The organism is Vibrio sinensis, from assembly GCF_003605645.1.
In the GTDB taxonomy this organism is placed as follows: domain Bacteria; phylum Pseudomonadota; class Gammaproteobacteria; order Enterobacterales; family Vibrionaceae; genus Vibrio; species Vibrio sinensis.
The window spans coordinates 43,534-61,689 of the sequence record NZ_QVMU01000003.1 but is presented as its reverse complement, the minus strand read 5'-3'; the positions used below and the strand labels follow the sequence as shown (position 1 = coordinate 61,689).

Below are 18,156 nucleotides of genomic sequence, written 5' to 3'. Positions count from 1 at the left end.
AGGAATTTCGGCATGGAAGAGACGAATACTCAATACAGCTATACGGTGGTGAAATACTTTGTCGTAGCTTCAGTGGCTTGGTCAGTGATAGGGATGACGATTGGCGTCATTTTGGCTGCGCAACTCTATTGGCCTGCATTAAATTTTGATTCGGAATATTTTCAGTTCGGGCGATTACGTCCTTTGCATACTTCCGGTGTAATTTATGGCTTTGTGGTGAATGTTCTGATGGGGACGTCACTGTATATCGCTCAAAAGACCGGACATTGTGGTTTATATAATCGCAGTCTGTCTTGGATGGTTTTTTGGGGATGGCAACTGATTTTGCTGTTGGCGGTTCTCTCTTTACCTATGGGCTATACCACATCTAAAGAGTATGCCGAATTGGAATGGCCGATTGATTTACTTATCGTGCTGGTTTGGGTGCTTTATGCTGTGCTCTTTTTTGGCACGCTGGCTAAGCGTAAGGTCTCGCATATTTTCGTTGCCAATTGGTTTTTTGCGGCTTTTATTATTGTTATCGCGATGATTTTTGTCGTCAATAACCTCGAGCTTCCAGCTTACTTTATGAAATCCTATTCCGTTTTTGCGGGCGCACAAGATGCCATCGTTCAATGGTGGTGGGGACATAATGCTGTTGGTTTTCTACTCACGGCCGGGGTGATAGGGATGAATTATTATTTCATTCCTAAAGTATCAGAACGACCAATCTATTCTTATCGATTATCCATTATTCACTTCTGGGGCCTAGTCGGCTTTTACACGTGGGCAGGTACGCACCATCTGATTTACTCATCGGTACCGGTTTGGGTGCAAAATATCGGTATTGTAATGTCTTTAATCCTCTGGCTCCCATCGTGGGGGGGCGCGTTTAATAGCGCCATGACACTGCTGCAAAATAAGCAAAAGTTGAAATCGGATTACATTATGTTGTTTTTCTTTTCGGCCATTATTTACTATTGCCTTGCAACTTTTGAGGGACCGCTGCTCGCAATACGATGGTTCAATATGATTGCCCATAATACCGAATGGATTATTGGGCATGTTCACTCCGGTGCATTGGGCTGGGTAGGCATGTCGGGTATTGCTGTGTTTTATTACTTTATTCCACGCTTATGGGGGAAAGAGCAGCTTTGGTCTTCGCGCTTAATTAAGTGGCACTTCTGGTTAGCTCATGCCGGAGTATTACTCTATGCCATTGCCCTTTGGGTTGCTGGTATTGGCGAGGGGTACATGTGGTTAGCTCAAAATGATAATGGTGAACTGATTTATAGCTTTGTTGAGGCGATGGATTTTAAAGCGCCGTGGTTATTGCTTCGCTTTATCGCTGGCGTACTGTTTGTCTCTGGGTTGCTGCTTATGGTTTATAACCTTTATAAAACGGTTCGTTCCCCAGCGGTCTTTGCGACGAAGGAGGTAAGTCATGAGTCATGATTTTACCAAGTCGGTGGTGATTCTAATTTTGGTTACGGTTTGTGTTGCGTCATTTTCTTTGGTTGTGTTGGTGGTACCTAACGTGGTGCGAACGCCGGAACTGTTGGCTGAGAGCAATGCAAAACCATTAACGCCTTTGCAACTAGCAGGACGTGATATTTATATCAGTGAAGGCTGCCATGTTTGCCATACACAAATGGTGAGGCCGCTAGCTCCCGAAGTAAAAAGAAATGGTACGCCAAATAAGGAGTCAGATGATATCTATGAGTTTCCTAACCTGTGGGGATCGAAACGTACTGGGCCAGATTTGACCAATATCGGCAGAAAGTATTCCGATCGCTGGCATATGATTCATCTACTTAATCCACGTACTGTCGTGCCAACCTCCATTATGCCCTCTTATCCTTGGCTGTTTGAACAAACGCTGACAGGGAATGATATTGCAGTAAAAATGGATACGCTGCGAACCTTGGGGGTCCCTTATACTGATGAGGAAATTGACGGTGCTCGCTTAAAAGTTCGTGGAAAAACGAAAGGCGAAGCCTTGATCGATTATTTACAAAGTTTGGGTGTAGATACATCAGAGGGAGTATCGCCATGAGTACTTTCTGGAACTTTTGGGCCGTTGGCTGTACGGTTGTATTCTTTATCCTAATGGTCAGTGTTGTGGTGAAATACTGGCGAAGTAATCAAGATGCCGATAAATCCAAAGTCGTTGGTACATTCGATGGCATTCAAGAAAATGATGCGCCACCACCGAAGATTTTATTTGTTGCGTACTTTATTGCTTTTGCTTTCGCGGTTGGGTATTTGATCTTTTATCCGGGCTTAGGCAACTGGCACGGGTTAGTAAAATGGCAGCAAAGTGACGATAAACTTAGTTCGCCGACCACGACGTTGGAAAAGCAGTTTGAGGGCATCAGTGATACATCGCTTACCAGTTTAGCTAATAACCAAGATGTGGTTGCGTCTGGGTGGATTTTATTTCAAACCCATTGTGCCGCTTGTCATCGCAGCAATGCTCAAGGTGCGAAAGGTTTTCCTAACTTAATAGACAATGAGTGGCTTTATGGCGGAACCGATGATGAGATCCTCCATTCGATCAATAAAGGTCGAGATGGAGCAATGCCAGGGTGGAATGAGGTGCTCAATCAAGATCAAATTAAAGAGATCTCCTATTACTTGGCCTCACTGAATCAACGTCACACCGATGTACCAGCCGTAACCGTTGAGCAGGGCAAAGGCGTTTTCGCGCAATATTGCTCGTCTTGTCATGGTGATGGTTCGGTCGGTAATATCACAATTGGTGTTCCCGACCTATCCGATGGCGTATGGCTACACGGTGGTAGTATCGAAGAAATTCAACACACGATTCGATTTGGTATCAACAATGTGATGCCGGGATTTGAACACCAATTGACTCGAGATGAGATCCTTTCGATTGGTGCTTACATTACTAAAGCTCGGATGGACAGAGACTCCAGACTGGCAGCGCTAGACCAGCAATCCGTTGAGCGAGGTGAATACCTTGCGTATGCAGGAGACTGTATAGCTTGTCATAGCGCCGAGGGGGGCGAGCCTTTTGCTGGTGGGCTGCCATTTGTTACACCATTTGGTACGTTATATTCCACTAACATCACACCTCATGTCACTGAAGGGATTGGGGCGTACGACTATGCCGACTTTAAAGCTGCCCTTGTGGATGGTAAAGGGACCCATGGTTACCTCTATCCGGCGATGCCGTTTACTTCTTATCAATATTTACGCGAGCAAGACCTTAAAGACTTGTGGGAATATATGCAATCGATAGGTGCAGTCGCACGTCGTAATGATGCGAACAAAATGATGTTCCCGTCGAATGTTCGTCTTGGACTCCTTGGGTGGGATATCGTGTTTGTAGATAAAGCGCCTCTGAGCTATGAATTGCCAGAAGAGTTAGTTGGTAAAGTGACCGATGTGGAAAAATGGCAGCAGGGCAAATATTGGGTTGCGGGGTTAGGGCACTGCTCTGAATGTCATTCGCCGAGAAATATTGCACAAGCAATTGAAAGCAAGAGGATCTTTCAAGGTAACATCATTGATGGCTGGAACGCACCAGACATCACCGCAAATGAATTGCTTGGAGATGGCTGGGATGTTAAATCGTTGACAGACTTCCTTCATACTGGTCATTCTGATAAAGGTTCTGCATTCGCGGGTATGGCAGATGTAATCAAAAATAGCCTCAGTTGGATGACTCGCGAAGATATTGAATCCATGTCTTACTATTTGTTGTCCGGTGATACATACAATATTCCGCAAGCCGATGTTAAAGCGCGAATTCCGAGCGGATTTACTCAACAAGCCTATGACGACGAAATATATGTAGTGTATAGCCAAACTTGTGGAGCCTGCCATGGGGAAGATGGTAAGGGGCGCGTGCCGATAGCTCCAACACTTTTGAATAACGGTATTATAATGCATAAAGACTCATATAATACTATTGCAGTCACGATAAGAGGGTTAGCGCCAACATATTTAGATGAAGACCGTAACTTCATGCCAATGACGAGCTTTAGTGAAGTGTTATCGGATCAAACACTCGCAGATTTGATTTCATTTGTACGCAAATATTTAGGAGACAGAGTTGAACCTGTTACGGCGCAACAAGTGAAAGAAGTGCGCGAAGCACTTGAAAAAGCAGGCTATACCGGAGGGTTACATACTACGCCTGACATGTACGATGAACGAGACCAAAATATTAATATGAATTAAAGCTAGCTTAATATGAATTAGAGCTAGCTTAATATGGCGCACATTTATGATAAAGCTACTTTATTGATTTTAGTTTTTTATGTGCGACTATTTTTTTCATCTGACTTAATGTGCCTTTTCCCAGAGAGAAATGGCCTTTTTACCCATTTCTTTACCTAGTGAATACGCTTGTTTAAGCGATGATTCATCTTGGCTTAATCGTTTGAGCTGGAAATTTTCAGGTGGACAGATATGAATGATCTCGACGCCCTCAGGCGGGTTGTTCATTAGCTCAATGGCTTCATTGTAACGTTGATAACGAGTGAGCATTGGCGAGATAAGACTCGGGTGATCTTTTAATAGGCGTTTGAGTAGAAAAGTCAGTTGAGGGGTGGGTTTTCTATAGCTGGCTGGGCGACTACGCAGCACCATTATTTTACGGGCGCCACGTCGGATGGCTTCCGCGACCGGAATGGCATCTGCTACTCCACCATCAACATAATAATGTTGGTTCAGTTTGACACCGCGTGGGTACAAAATAGGTAGTGCACTGCTGGCTTTCATTGTTTCAACAAGTATATCTGTGGTTGGAGTGTGGTATTCAGCCATTCCAGTATCTTGTCGCGTGACCCCAAGAAAGAAAGGGCGGTGATCGGCTTGTAGCACGGTTTTGTCTATGCCTAATTCAACCAATGTGATCTGCCACATCCAATCTAAATTCATCACATTCCCGCCCAACAGAAACTTATGTGGTTTAATGAATTCTTTACGACGACTGTAATCAAGGTAGATTTTTAAATTACGTCCCGGCATTTTTGCTAAATAAGCGGCTAAATTGCTCGCTCCGGCGGAAACTCCCCAAAAACTGTCAAAAGGAGAAAATTCCTGCGCAAGGAAGTGATCCAAAATACCGCACGAGAATATACCTCGCATTGCTCCACCCTCAACGATGAGGGCTCTTTGTCCAATATTGTCCATGATTCTTGTCTAGCTCTCCTTAACCGAGTTAAGAACATAGCAAATTAGAGTGAATAGTTTAAATTTTTCTTTGGCTTCCTTTCCAACGATGAATTCGATACTTATTTTACCATGTATGTGCTATTAGCTTTTAAGCGTCGATAAGTATCTAGGAGAGTCAGGGTTCACTTAAATTCGCATATACATCTATATAAATACATCAAGCGTGTTTTTTGAGAAATGTATTAATTGTCCCTTTTGGCGTTTTAGCAATACCGTTCATCAAAGAAAAACTAGGGTTACTGATCGAATGGTTTTGCTTAAGCGTATCGAGTAAGACCAACCATAATGAGGCCGTGACCTCAGCATCTGCTAACGCTCTGTGAAACACCCCATCGTTTTCAATTTGATGATATCGAACAAGATCACCCAATTTGTGTGATGGAGCTTGTTGAGTTAATCGACGCGAAACCAATAATGAACAACCAAATGTGCCATTGTATTCGCGGCGAATATTGTTCAATTCAGCATCTAAGAAGCGTTGATCAAAAGAAGCGTTATGTGCCACTAAATTATGGTCTTGAATAAAATCAGCAAACTCGTTCATCACTGTTTCACAACTCGGTGCAGTTGCTAGCATGCTATTCGTTATGCCCGTGTAACTTTCGATAAAGCTGCTAACACGGAATCCAGGGTTCATTAAGCTCTGAAAGCGATCGATGATGACACCATTTTCGAGTTTCACAGCACCAATTTCGATTGCGCGATCACCTTGATTAGGTGAAAGGCCAGTAGTTTCGAAGTCGAGTACGATGACGGTATTAGCGGGAGAAGTGATTGACACAAGATGCTCTGTATTTGTTTTTTGAATAGTGGGTGATTTTAACGTGTATTATGGAGTTTATCTAAGGGGTTTTTTCACTATCAGCATTCTTTGATAGAGATGGGCAGTGTTCCTTTTGAAATTTGATTCAAGTCGCTAATTTTAAAGAAAAATTATATCGCTGATCCTAATCCTCATCTTTTATACTAATAACATATCGAGTAAATTCTTAAGTAAAAATTAAATAAAATCTAAATATATCAGTGGCTTAATTTTAATGTGCGGTATCGATATCGTGCTTTCACTCGGCTAGATAATCATATGGAATGTTGCTCTGTATATATTGCATTTTATTCTGTACATAATCTTTCATTTTACTGCGAACTGCATTCATTTTTGTTCTATATAATCGCCACCCTTTGTTTTTCTTTTATTAAATTTCACACTAGTTAGTGTGTTAAGTAAGGTAATCAAGCATGTTTAACAGCATACGGATGCGCATTGCAACTAGCGCAGGGGTAGCAATGGCATTTACTCTCATCATCGCGATGGGGATGACTACGAATGCATTCACTAAGGTAAGCCAAGCCGTTACAGATAAAGTCACCACACAATTGACGGATGCGACCCTATCTAGTTTACGTTATACCGCATCAGAGCAAGGAAAAAGTGTCGCTAACCAATTGTTTCCAGTATTAGCTAATCTTTCACAAGCGCGTTCTATCCTTGAGCTCAGTGCAGAAAGTGGCATTGGTGCCGATCTTATTGTTAAGCAGTTTATTGCCTCTCTAGAATCACAAGATGAAGCTGTATTTGCTGGTTATATGGTATGGGAAGAAAAAACCTGGCCTTTGGAATCGGAAAGCAATGCCGCTGTTGCAATCAATAGCCAAGGTTATTTGGCTCCGTTTTTCTCACCAAATAGCAACAATAGTTTTGATGCCGTCGCAATGGAAAGCTTTACTAATAGCGAACTTAATAGTAATGGCGAACGTAAAGATGAGTGGCACCTGATGCCATATGAGACTGGGCGTACCTTCGTGATGGAACCGTACATGTATCCTGTACGTGGTAAGCAAGAGTTGATCACTACTATTAGTCAACCGCTAAAACTTAACGGAAAAATCATTGGTTCTTTGGGCTTTGATTTGGCATTGAACGAGTTACAAGAGCAAAGCGAAACGTTAGCAAACGGTCTATTTGATGGTGAGGGCAGTATTTTGATTGCCTCATGGAAAGGGGCTACATTGGCAAATAGCCGTGATGCTAAGTCGGTGGGTAAAAAAGTACCGAGCGCGTTGGCGACTCAATGGTCGCGTATTCAAAGCCTAGCCACTCAAAATGAAATTGGCATGATCACGATTAACGGCCATGAATATGCAGTCACATCGGTCGATACGTCCGGAGCGGCCTGGATTGTGGTTGTTTCTGTTCCAACGAGTAAACTGAAAGCGAGTGTTGATTCGTTTAAAAACTGGAGCTCAGAACAGAATGGTCGCGCATTAGAGCAGGGTATTTTCGCGGGTTTAATCGCAATGATTGTCGGTCTTGGAGTAATGACGATGATCGCGCAGTCATTAGGGCGAGTATTGACGAACCTTGTTGAGCGTTTCAAAGACGTTGCACAAGGGGAGGGAGACCTAACACTGCGATTAGATATTAAAGGTAAAGATGAAACGGCTCAGCTTGCTTATTGGTTTAATGCTTTCTTAGCGCGCATGCAGGAAATGCTCGGTTCAGCGAAAGATACTGCTGTACAAGTTGACCGTCGCGCAAATGAGGGGCAAGTTCGCGCTGAAGAATCGAAATTCAAACTTAACTCACAGCTAAATGAAGTGAATTCATTGGCGACGGCGATTAATGAGATGAGTGCGACAGCGCAAGAAGTGGCAAGTTCAGCTGTACAAGCTGCTACCGCTGCGAATCAAGTTCAAACGAATAGCCTTGATGGAATGGCGCGTATGGCGAATGCGACACTTGCTGTTGAAAATCTAGCGCAACAAGTAAACAGAGCTCAAGATCAGACAATTAGCCTTGTAAAGTCGAGTGTTAATATTCAAGGGATCCTTACGGAGATAGGAGGGATCGCGGAACAAACCAACTTATTGGCTTTGAATGCAGCAATTGAAGCGGCACGTGCGGGTGAAGCGGGGCGCGGTTTTGCGGTTGTTGCTGATGAGGTCCGTAACCTAGCAACGCGCACCCAAACCTCTACAGAAGAAATTCGTGTGATGATTGGTTTGTTAGAGCAAGATACCCAATCAATTGTTAATCTCATGCAGCAAAGCCAATTGCAGGCGATAGAGACGAAAGATGAAGCAAATGCTGCACAAGTAGCACTCGCTGAGATCAATCAAGCAATTGAGGTGATTAACGATATGAATAACCAAATTGCTTCTGCGGCGGAAGAGCAGAGTTCAGTGGCGGAAGAAATTAACCGTAATGTGGTGGTGATTAATGATACCGCGGTCGATGTGATGGATAGCATGACGGCATCAGTCAACATTAGTGACGATATTTTGGCAAGTTCAGCAGAACTGGATAGAGAACTCAATAAGTTTAAGATTTAGTCTTATTCGAAAAGAATGATTCAAAGATAAAAAACAGCACGATTATGGTGCTGTTTTTTTATGTTGATTTCGAAAAAAAACGTGTTGCGGACCTTTTCATTTCTCCCTTTAAAACTATTATTATCAATAACGGGTTATTATTTGAGTGAAAATTTATAAAAATTTTAATGGTTAAAAAAACACGATAGAAACCTGGTTCATATGAACGCCGTACTATTTGTGATACTGTCGACATAAATATTTTTGACCTTTATTTTATTTTTATACTGATCACACTTAACGATTTACCCTATATATTAATTAGGCCGTTTGGAGAATAATAGCTTCATCGGATAAATCATTGCAGTTGGAAATAGGAACATACAATGAACATGTACCTTAAATCGCAATCTAATATATGGCTAACATCGTTAGCTTGGTATACACGCGATTACCAATTATCATTCCTACTATCTTCTGAGTAACCTCTTAGGCACCCCACGCCGGGTAAAGCCTAGAGCTTTACTTAAACTTATGAGGAATCACAATAAACATTGCCCAAGTGCACTCACAAATAATGCTAAATTATTGTTATTAATATATATCAATGTTGTATCTATTTGTTTTCTGTTTATTGAATTTGTTATAAGTAATTAATAAACCAAATTATGGTTTAAATAAAAATTAAAAGCCCATGAATTATATTCTCATATGAGTGATTTATATTGGAATTAATATTCCACTGATTGGGTTAAATAAAATAAATTAATTTAATGTGCGAATAAGCACTATATATAATAAAGGTCTTATCATGGAAAACTTTAAACATCTACCTGAACCATTCCGTATTCGTGTAATCGAGCCTGTAAAACGTACTACTCGTGAATACCGTGAAGAAGCTATCTTAAAAGCGGGTATGAACCCATTCCTACTAGACAGCGAAGATGTATTTATTGACCTGCTAACAGATAGTGGTACTGGTGCTATCACTCAAGACATGCAAGCAGCAATGCTACGTGGCGATGAAGCATACAGCGGCAGCCGCAGCTACTACGCTCTATCAAACGCAGTGAAAGATATCTTTGGTTACGACCTAACTATCCCGACTCACCAAGGTCGTGGTGCAGAGCAAATCTACATCCCTGTACTGATCAAAAAAGCTGAGAAAGAAAGAGGCCTAGATCGCACTAAGATGGTTGCGTTCTCAAACTACTTCTTCGATACAACTCAAGGTCACACACAAGTAAACTGCTGTGTAGCTAAAAACGTGTACACAGAAGAAGCGTTTGATACTTCTGTAAATGCAGACTTTAAAGGTGATTTTGACCTAGTTAAACTAGAAGAAGGCATCCAAGCTGCAGGTCCACAAAACGTACCTTACATCATCAGCACAATTACTTGTAACTCTGCAGGTGGTCAGCCAGTTTCTATTGCTAACTTGAAAGCAGTATACGAAATCGGTCAAAAATACAACATTCCAGTAATCATGGACTCAGCTCGTTTTGCTGAAAACGCTTACTTCATTCAACAACGTGAAGAAGGTTACCAAGATTGGACAATCGCACAAATTACTCTTGAGTCTTACAAATACGCTGACGGCCTAGCGATGTCTGCGAAGAAAGATGCAATGGTACAAATGGGTGGTCTACTTTGTTTCAAAGATGAATCATTCATGGATGTTTACACTGATTGTCGTACCCTTTGTGTGGTTCAAGAAGGTTTCCCTACTTACGGTGGCCTAGAAGGCGGCGCAATGGAGCGTCTAGCTGTTGGTCTTTACGACGGTATGCGTCAAGAGTGGTTGGCTTACCGTATCGGTCAAGTTCAATACCTAGTTGATGGCCTAGAAGCAATTGGTGTTGTATGTCAACAAGCGGGTGGTCACGCTGCATTCGTAGACGCAGGTAAACTGCTTCCACATATCCCAGCAGGTCAATTCCCAGCGCACGCTCTAGCTTGTGAGCTATACAAAGTTGCAGGTATCCGTGCTGTTGAAATCGGTTCATTGTTACTAGGTCGCGATCCTGCGACTGGCGAACAACACCCATGTCCAGCTGAGTTGCTACGTCTAACGATTCCTCGTGCGACTTACACTCAAACACACATGGATTTCGTAATTGAAGCGTTCCAAAAAGTGAAAGAAAACGCGAAGAATGTTAAAGGCTTAGATTTCACTTACGAGCCTGCAGTACTTCGTCACTTCACTGCTCGTCTAAAAGAAGTTGAAGCTGTAGAAGTTGCTGCTACACAAAAAGAAGCAGTAGCGGAAGCTTAATCACTTCACAAAACGCGCCGCCAACCCGGCGCGTTTTTCTTAAGCAAACATACTTATAAAATTACTAATCGCTTAAGAACCTAATCTAATAACGTGAATCAACATAAGAGAATAATCTATGAAAGGAAAACCGTCATTATTTGGTGGTGCCTGTATTATAGCCAGTGTCTGCGTGGGTGCAGGGATGTTGGGTTTACCTAGTGCTGGTGCTGGTGCATGGACGACTTGGTCAGTTATTGCAATCTCATTAACTATGGCCGTTATGACTATATCTGGCTGGATGCTTTTAGAAGCATTTAAGCATTACGATCTTAAAGTTTCGTTTGATACGGTTACCAAGGATATGCTTGGTGACAACGTAAATAGAATAAACAACTTAGCTGTTTATTTTGTAGGTGGTATTCTGCTTTATGCCTACGTGACTTCTTCCGGTATTATTTTGGAAGGCATGTTTAATATTAACAGCAAGATCGCCTCTGTCCTTTTTGTACTACTTTTTTCTGGCTTTGTATGGCATTCAACTCGAGCAGTTGACCGAATCTCAGTTGTTCTTATTGTATTCATGGTCTTAAGCTTCGTGTTTGGCGTATCTGGACTAGCACTTAACGTTGATACTAGCATTCTATTCGACACGATGAATAAGGAAACAAGCTACGCTCCTTATGCTATGGCTATGTTGCCAGTCGCGCTAACGTCATTTGGTTACCACCACTCTGTATCAAGTATGCGTGCATACTACGGTGAAGAGCGCCGCGCTAAATATGCGATTCTTGGTGGTACTGTTATTGCTCTTAGCTTGTACTTGATTTGGCTAGTTGCCATCTACGGAAACCTATCACGTAATGAGTTTGGCCCTGTCATTGCACAAGGCGGTAACGTAGATGTACTTTTAGCTACGCTAGGCTCAGTAATTGCTTCTGAAGAAGTGAAGAGCGCAATCAACACATTCTCTATGGCTGCAATTCTATCATCGTTTATTGGTGTTGGACTTGGCTTGTTCGATTTCCTAGCTGACTTCTTCAAGTTTGAAGATACTAAAGAAGGTCGTGCAAAAACTTGGGCTGCAACGTTCTTACCACCGTTGATTCTATCAATCCTATTCCCATTCGGCTTTGTTATCGCGATTGGTTATGCAGGTGCGGCAGCGACAGTTTGGACTTGTATTATCCCAGCCCTATTGGTGAGAAAAGCTCGTCAACGTGAAGATAACGACAAAGGCTTTAAAGCACCAGGTGGCAATGCAATGATTGGTCTTGTAATGGTATTTGGTATCTTTACAGCACTGTTCCACATCATGTCTATGCTTGGTATGTTGCCAGTATTTACCGGCTAATTTAACGAGCACAACATACGGATATCATTGTTATTATTTCGATAACGTTGTGATTTGAATATTTAAAAGGCTCTTAATTAAGAGCCTTTTTTGTGTTTGCTTTCAATGTTGGTAAATAAAGTTAATAAACAGTTGGGCTATATTTGTATGTTTATTACCCACATTTGTTTTAATGTAAATAATGGCTGTTATTAGTTTTCTATTATTGAAATGTTATTTTGTGCTGATGGGTGTGTTGATTTTTTTGCAATAATAAAGTGTGATACGTTATACAAAAATAGGCAGCATTTATACACTGAACGCATTTAATATTTTATTCTGTATATAGTGTTTTGGTGGATTAAAACACGACTGAACTGAAGTTTTCTTTTACACGTCGCTCATTTCAACTGTCTAGCCTTTGTATTGAAGTAGGTGATTTGTTGGGAGAACCTTTACGGTCAAGAGGTTTTGCTAAGTAGAGTCAGTCAAAACTTGAAAGTGTATACTTAGATGATCGTGGGCTGTTGCATTGTTTTAAAAGCAATCGTTCGAGACCGATAAAACGATTGCACTAATTATTTTAACAAATTAATACCTAGGCGTTATTCGTTGATAATTTCTAGGTATTAATATTACTCCAGGTTAAATGGTTATAATTTATCTGCGAGTTATTTTATATTTAATAGCCACAGGCATTCGCCAGGTTTTATATTTTAGTTTTAATCGATATTGTCGTAGTGCATGAATGAGCCAGGGCGATATCATCATTTAATAAGGAAAAGATATGTTTGAAGTTAAAACAGAGGGCGCACCAGCAGCAATCGGTCCATACGTACAAGGTGTGAATCTAGGTAACCTAGTTATTACCTCTGGTCAGTTACCTATCAACCCTGAAACAAAGCAAATGGTTGAAGATGTTGCTGAGCAAGCAACTCAATCACTAAACAATGCTTTAGCTATCATTAAAGAAGCGGGCCTAGAAGCAAACAACATCGTGAAAACGACAGTTTTTGTTAAAGATCTAAATGATTTTGCTGTTGTAAACAAAGCATATGAAGCGTTCTTTACTGCGCACAATGCACCATTCCCTGCACGTTCTTGTGTAGAAGTGGCTCGTTTGCCAATGGATGCAAAAGTTGAAATCGAAGTAATGGCGTTTCGTGGCTAATAACCATATGAGCTAACAAGGTGTCGTTTTTCTCGTTGAACGACATCAATGTTAGCTCAACTTCTCTGTCAATATGACACCCGATAGAACAAAGCTCTCACTTAATGAGAGCTTTTTTTATGAAAAAACTGCTTATTACTTTAGCTAAGATTTACCGATCTAGATATTGTTCTCATTAGAATTTTGGCGTGTTTTTGGGGGTATTGTCGCGTAAAGGTTCCATCAACCATTCAATAAATAAAGCGAGCTTGCGCGAGTGTTTCTTGCTAGGAGTGACTAAGTAGTATTTTTGTTGGCAAGTGACTTCACTATTTGGAAAGGGAGTAACAAGCTCTCCTGAGTCGAGACGTTTTTTTATCAAATTATATCGTCCCATCGCCACACCAGCATGGTTCATTGCTGCGATAACCGCTAAGTCAGAACGGTCAAATGCTATGCTAGAAATATGATCAATGGAGGGTAATTGATTCGCTGTAGCCCACACTGTCCACTCATCATGATGAGAATTATAGTCCCAAGCCTGATTGTCGTGTAACAGAGTGGCTTTAGCTAAGTTTTCAGGGGTGTTGAAAAGCTGATGTTGCTGAGCATATTGCTGTGTGCATACAGGAATAATCGTTTCAGACATGATCTCTTGTCGCCAAACTTTATCTGGTAAACCCTCGTCAAAATAGATCGCAGCATCAATACCATAACCTTGGAAATTAATATTTTCGTTACCAGTTAGCAGTTTTAATTCGATCAATGGATAACGCTGATTAAACTCGTACAGTCGCGGCACCAGCCAACACTGAGCGAATGATGGGCGAGAATAAATCGTTAAACCACCTGACACATCACCACTCTTTACATCCAAAATCTCTTGATTGAGTTCATTTAAGCTACGAGTGAGAGAATGGTAGATACGTTCCCCTTCCTCCGTCAGTGCGATCTTTCTGTGTGTTCGGTGGAATAGTGCAATGCCTAGTTCTTGTTCGAGCTTATTGATTCTGTGTGAGATGGCGCTAGGCGTCATTGCCAGTTCTTCGGCCGCCAATGAGAAAGAGGCATGACGAGCTGCTACTTCAAACGTATGCAGCTTTGACAACTGAAAACTATTGATTCGTTGGTTTCGAGTGAAAATATTGTCTTTTGTATACATCATTTTTCATGTTCCTACTGAAATCACCGAATACCGGAATTACGCATTATAGTGTTTGAGGTGAAAAATAATTAACCATGGGTTGAGTTATTTGAAAAATCACGACTAGATCACGTACTTGTTTGAATTTGGCTCATGTGAAAGTGAGGATTGATCGTTTGTCAGCAGAACAGAATCAACGTTTAATTGACCGCAATTACAACAACAAAATTAGGTTTGAACATGGAGTCACAAATCTGGGTCATCATGACCCTTCTTTCCAGTATCCTGCTGATCGTATTTTCGATCGTTAAATTTAAACTACACCCATTTTTAGCTCTTTTGATGGCGAGCTTTTACGTTGGCGGCATGATGGGTATGCAACCGTTAGAGATGGTGAGTGCCATTGAAAACGGTATTGGTGGTACCCTCGGTTTTCTCGCGGTTGTTATCGGGCTAGGTACCATTCTAGGCAAGATGATGGAAATCTCAGGGGCCGCGGAGCGTATCGGTATTACGTTACAAAAAATTCGTTGGTTATCGCCTGAAGTCATCATGGTTTTGATTGGCTTGGTCTGTGGTATCACTCTATTTGTTGAAGTCGGTGTTGTATTGCTGATTCCACTCGCTTTTTCTATCGCAAAGAAAACCAATACCTCACTTTTAAATCTTGCTATTCCACTTTGTACTGCGTTGATGGCTGTGCATTGTATTGTTCCTCCACATCCTGCAGCTTTATTCGTGACCAATGAATTGGGTGCTGATATTGGCTCTGTGATCGTTTATGGCTTGCTGATTGGCTTAGTTGCTTCTCTTATTGGTGGTCCTCTATTCCTTAAAGTGCTTGGCTCACGTTTGCCATTTAAATCTGTACCGAGTGAATTCACGTCACTAGAAGTAAAAGATGAAAGTGAATTGCCATCCTTAGCGGCGACATTGTTCACGGTATTATTACCGATTGCTTTAATGCTAGTGAAAACCGTTGCTGAACTGAATATGGATAATGGCACGGCGCTGTATACCGCTTTGGAATTTATTGGTAACCCAATTATCGCAATGTTCATTGCTGCCTTCGTTGCGTATTACATGCTGGGCATTAAGCAAAATATGGGCATGCAAACTCTGTTAGAGAAAACGGAAGGTGCGTTTGCTTCGATTGCTAACATTCTATTGATTATTGGTGCGGGTGGGGCGTTTAACGGTGTGCTAAAGGGCAGTGGTCTGGCTGATGTACTCGCTCAACTTCTCTCTAACCTTGATATGCATCCAATTCTACTTGCTTGGGCTGTCGCTATTATTTTGCACGCGGCAGTAGGTTCAGCCACTGTAGCAATGATGGGCGCAACTGCGATTGTTGCACCGCTAATGTCACTATACCCAGACGTTAGTCCTGAGATTATTACACTCGCTATTGGTTCTGGTGCTATCGGTTGCACCATTGTGACTGATTCTCTATTTTGGTTGGTGAAGCAGTATTGCGGCGCCACGATGACAGAAACATTCAAATATTATACGACAGCGACATTCATCGCTTCATTTGTTGCCCTGACAGGTACATTCATTCTGTCGTACATGGTTTAAACGAAGGTACTTAAAATGACTACACTAGATATACAAAAACTGACTACTGATTTTCCACTACTCAACAAAATGATTGCGCTTGAAGAATTGAGCTGGTTTAACCCAAATATCACGAGTTTGGAAGAAGCACTACCTTATGTCGGCTTAGGAGAAAATGACATTGAGGACGCCAGTCAACGTTTAAGCCGTTTTGCGCCTTACTTAGTGAAAGCATTCCCTGAAACAGCAGTGACGAACGGAATTATTGAGTCTGAATTGGTTGATATCAATTTGATGAAAACAAGCTTAGAGCAGCAATTTGATACGCCAATTACTGGTCGTTTGATGTTGAAAAAGGACAGTCATCTACCTATTTCAGGTTCAATCAAAGCTCGTGGTGGTATCTATGAAGTACTTACCCATGCGGAGAAACTGGCAATACAAGCGGGTTTGCTGAGTGAATCGGATGATTACAGCAAGTTATTCAGTGAAGAGTTTAAGCAGTTTTTCAGCCAGTACAGCATCGCAGTCGGTTCTACGGGTAATCTTGGTATGTCGATTGGTATCATGAGCGCAAAATTGGGTTTTGCTGTCTCAGTTCACATGTCAGCTGACGCTCGCCAGTGGAAGAAAAATAAGCTGCGTGAACATGGTGTGAATGTTGTGGAATATGAGCAAGACTACGGTGTTGCAGTTGAGCAAGGTCGTAAAGAAGCTGAAAAAGATCCAATGTGCTTTTTCATCGATGATGAAAACTCTCAAACATTGTTCCTTGGTTACTCGGTTGCTGGTCAACGTTTGAAGAAGCAGTTTGAAGAGCAAGGGATTATCGTTGACGAAAACCATCCGCTATTTGTCTACTTACCATGCGGTGTCGGTGGTGGTCCTGGTGGTGTTGCGTTTGGTTTGAAGATGGCTTTTGGTGACCATGTCCATTGTATCTTTGCTGAACCAACGCATTCACCATGTATGTTGTTGGGCGTTCACACTGGCTTGCATGATGAAGTTTCTGTTCAGGAAATTGGTATTGATAATATTACAGCAGCTGATGGTCTAGCTGTTGGCCGAGCTTCTGGTTTTGTAGGGCGTGCTATGGAGCGTTTGCTGGATGGTTATTACACCATGACAGATGAAGCAATGTATCAACAACTAGGTTTATTGAATCAACATGAGGGTATCAAACTTGAGCCATCGGCACTCGCAGGTATGGTTGGCCCAGTTGTTGTTTCGCAAGATCAGCCATACCAAACGCGTATGCAATTTGATGATTTGAAGATGCAAAATGCAGTTCATCTTGTTTGGGCGACCGGTGGCGGTATGGTACCTGAAGCGGAAATGGCCTCTTACCTAGCAAAGTCAAAGTAAGATAAATGAAGTTATAGCAATATAACGACTTTTAATAGAAACGGTGCAGCAATGCGCCGTTTCATTTTTTATTGAATGAGACCCAATCTAATGGAATTGATATTGACCAATAGGGACCAAATAATGTTTTTTCCCCTCGATAATAGAAAACTGCTGTAAGCATTCATCTAGGTGGGGAATTGCAAATTCGCCATGACTGATAATAACCCCACGAAAGTACAACTCATCTGCTTCACAGATGATAATAGTGTGAACACCAAAGTTGGTAATGACGTTATATGCGTGACCGATTTGAATCGTGTCGACTGAGTTAGTCGGAGGTGTTTGGCGATTATAGAGAACGTCTTCAGTATTTGAAATGTGCTCGAGCCCCTGATTTAGGCTTTGCCCGATTGAGTTGCAGACGATCAATACACTGGCTAGTGCTCCTTGGGTGAGCATCGGCACATCTGTGCATCGCGCGTAAACCTGATGGTAGCCCAAATGGTCACGAAGAGCCTTAATTAAGGTTATCTCATTGGTACACAGAAAGCGGCTTTGAAACGAGGAGCGAAATGCTTCATCTAAAATGATAGTGCTACCCAATACCCCTCTAGGTGTGAGCAGTTTCATTTCATAGGAACTTGGGTCCATGAAATATTCTATAGCGTCAATTTCATCGTCGCTCAGCACAGGTTCGCCTCTCCGTTTAAGGTCTGTATTGTCGGTTTTTTGGTCAGCATCGTTTGCGTGTTAGACAATTTCCGATGTTTTACCGCCGCTTGCGCCTTAGGAATAGCATGAATAGTATCTCATTGCTGATATTCTCCTCCTTGATATATTCAGAGTGTGACACAGTTGCGGTGTTTTTGAACTGG

At 41.8% G+C, this 18,156-nt stretch carries 13 protein-coding genes; 9 read left to right on the top strand and 4 right to left on the bottom strand.

What is annotated here, in order from left to right; genetic code table 11:
• Positions 1 to 12: 12 nt before the first annotated feature.
• Genes ccoN through ccoP form a run of 3 tightly spaced genes read left to right on the top strand, consistent with a single transcriptional unit; the run spans position 13 to position 4,188 of the window.
• Positions 13 to 1,434, top strand: coding sequence for a cytochrome-c oxidase, cbb3-type subunit I (gene ccoN / locus DZ860_RS05310; protein ID WP_120029891.1), 1,422 nt, complete (start codon positions 13 to 15; stop codon positions 1,432 to 1,434).
• Positions 1,424 to 2,035: a cbb3-type cytochrome c oxidase subunit II gene (locus DZ860_RS05305; RefSeq protein WP_120029890.1), complete on the top strand. Its 612-nt coding sequence runs from the start codon at positions 1,424 to 1,426 to the stop codon at positions 2,033 to 2,035. The genes ccoN and DZ860_RS05305 overlap by 11 nt, the downstream gene beginning before the upstream one ends.
• Positions 2,032 to 4,188 (top strand): cytochrome-c oxidase, cbb3-type subunit III, encoded by a 2,157-nt coding sequence (gene ccoP / locus DZ860_RS05300; RefSeq protein ID WP_120029889.1) that lies wholly within the window; start codon positions 2,032 to 2,034, stop codon positions 4,186 to 4,188. Before DZ860_RS05305 ends, ccoP begins: the two co-directional genes overlap by 4 nt.
• A 105-nt stretch (positions 4,189 to 4,293) precedes the next feature.
• Here ccoP and DZ860_RS05295 read toward each other — a convergent pair whose 3' ends face one another.
• Both DZ860_RS05295 and DZ860_RS05290 read right to left on the bottom strand, forming a co-directional pair.
• Positions 4,294 to 5,145: a patatin-like phospholipase family protein gene (locus tag DZ860_RS05295; protein ID WP_120029888.1), complete on the bottom strand. Its 852-nt coding sequence runs from the start codon at positions 5,143 to 5,145 to the stop codon at positions 4,294 to 4,296.
• A 199-nt stretch (positions 5,146 to 5,344) separates the two neighbouring features.
• On the bottom strand, positions 5,345 to 5,968 hold the full coding sequence (locus DZ860_RS05290) for a 3'-5' exonuclease (protein ID WP_120029887.1): 624 nt from the start codon (positions 5,966 to 5,968) through the stop codon (positions 5,345 to 5,347).
• Between the two features lie 455 nt (positions 5,969 to 6,423).
• Between DZ860_RS05290 and DZ860_RS05285 the strand changes: the two genes are divergently transcribed.
• The 4 genes from DZ860_RS05285 to DZ860_RS05270 all read left to right on the top strand — a co-directional run bounded on the left by DZ860_RS05285 (position 6,424) and on the right by DZ860_RS05270 (position 13,254).
• Positions 6,424 to 8,517 (top strand): methyl-accepting chemotaxis protein, encoded by a 2,094-nt coding sequence (locus DZ860_RS05285; RefSeq protein WP_120029886.1) that lies wholly within the window; start codon positions 6,424 to 6,426, stop codon positions 8,515 to 8,517.
• A gap of 790 nt (positions 8,518 to 9,307) precedes the next feature.
• Complete coding sequence (gene tnaA / locus DZ860_RS05280; RefSeq protein ID WP_120029885.1) at positions 9,308 to 10,771, top strand: tryptophanase; 1,464 nt, start codon at positions 9,308 to 9,310, stop codon at positions 10,769 to 10,771.
• A gap of 118 nt (positions 10,772 to 10,889) precedes the next feature.
• Positions 10,890 to 12,104, top strand: a complete 1,215-nt coding sequence (locus DZ860_RS05275; RefSeq protein WP_120029884.1) for an aromatic amino acid transporter — start codon at positions 10,890 to 10,892, stop codon at positions 12,102 to 12,104.
• A 766-nt stretch (positions 12,105 to 12,870) separates the two neighbouring features.
• A complete protein-coding gene (locus tag DZ860_RS05270; RefSeq protein ID WP_120029883.1) occupies positions 12,871 to 13,254 on the top strand; it encodes a Rid family detoxifying hydrolase in 384 nt (127 codons plus the stop codon).
• A 175-nt stretch (positions 13,255 to 13,429) separates the two neighbouring features.
• Here DZ860_RS05270 and dsdC read toward each other — a convergent pair whose 3' ends face one another.
• Complete coding sequence (gene dsdC / locus DZ860_RS05265) at positions 13,430 to 14,395, bottom strand: DNA-binding transcriptional regulator DsdC (protein ID WP_120030085.1); 966 nt, start codon at positions 14,393 to 14,395, stop codon at positions 13,430 to 13,432.
• 222 nt (positions 14,396 to 14,617) lie between these two features.
• On the opposite strand from dsdC, the gene dsdX reads away from it, so the two are divergent.
• Both dsdX and dsdA read left to right on the top strand, forming a co-directional pair.
• On the top strand, positions 14,618 to 15,955 hold the full coding sequence (gene dsdX / locus DZ860_RS05260) for a D-serine transporter DsdX (protein WP_120029882.1): 1,338 nt from the start codon (positions 14,618 to 14,620) through the stop codon (positions 15,953 to 15,955).
• Between the two features lie 15 nt (positions 15,956 to 15,970).
• Entirely contained in the window at positions 15,971 to 17,299 is a 1,329-nt protein-coding gene (dsdA, locus tag DZ860_RS05255; protein ID WP_120029881.1) for a D-serine ammonia-lyase, read from the top strand.
• An 87-nt stretch (positions 17,300 to 17,386) separates the two neighbouring features.
• On the opposite strand, the gene DZ860_RS05250 is transcribed toward dsdA, so the two are convergent.
• Entirely contained in the window at positions 17,387 to 17,932 is a 546-nt protein-coding gene (locus DZ860_RS05250; RefSeq protein WP_120029880.1) for a hypothetical protein, read from the bottom strand.
• Positions 17,933 to 18,156: the final 224 nt, after the last annotated feature.

Excerpts from the sequence above, each read along its gene's own strand:
- ccoN (WP_120029891.1), top strand. The coding sequence starts at position 13 with ATGGAAGAGACGAATACTCAATACAGCTATACGGTGGTGAAATACTTT.
- DZ860_RS05305 (WP_120029890.1), top strand. The coding sequence starts at position 1,424 with ATGAGTCATGATTTTACCAAGTCGGTGGTGATTCTAATTTTGGTTACG.
- ccoP (WP_120029889.1), top strand. The coding sequence starts at position 2,032 with ATGAGTACTTTCTGGAACTTTTGGGCCGTTGGCTGTACGGTTGTATTC.
- DZ860_RS05295 (WP_120029888.1), bottom strand. The coding sequence starts at position 5,145 with ATGGACAATATTGGACAAAGAGCCCTCATCGTTGAGGGTGGAGCAATG.
- DZ860_RS05285 (WP_120029886.1), top strand. The coding sequence starts at position 6,424 with ATGTTTAACAGCATACGGATGCGCATTGCAACTAGCGCAGGGGTAGCA.
- tnaA (WP_120029885.1), top strand. The coding sequence starts at position 9,308 with ATGGAAAACTTTAAACATCTACCTGAACCATTCCGTATTCGTGTAATC.
- DZ860_RS05275 (WP_120029884.1), top strand. The coding sequence starts at position 10,890 with ATGAAAGGAAAACCGTCATTATTTGGTGGTGCCTGTATTATAGCCAGT.
- DZ860_RS05270 (WP_120029883.1), top strand. The coding sequence starts at position 12,871 with ATGTTTGAAGTTAAAACAGAGGGCGCACCAGCAGCAATCGGTCCATAC.
- dsdC (WP_120030085.1), bottom strand. The coding sequence starts at position 14,395 with ATGTATACAAAAGACAATATTTTCACTCGAAACCAACGAATCAATAGT.
- dsdX (WP_120029882.1), top strand. The coding sequence starts at position 14,618 with ATGGAGTCACAAATCTGGGTCATCATGACCCTTCTTTCCAGTATCCTG.
- dsdA (WP_120029881.1), top strand. The coding sequence starts at position 15,971 with ATGACTACACTAGATATACAAAAACTGACTACTGATTTTCCACTACTC.
- DZ860_RS05250 (WP_120029880.1), bottom strand. The coding sequence starts at position 17,932 with ATGGACCCAAGTTCCTATGAAATGAAACTGCTCACACCTAGAGGGGTA.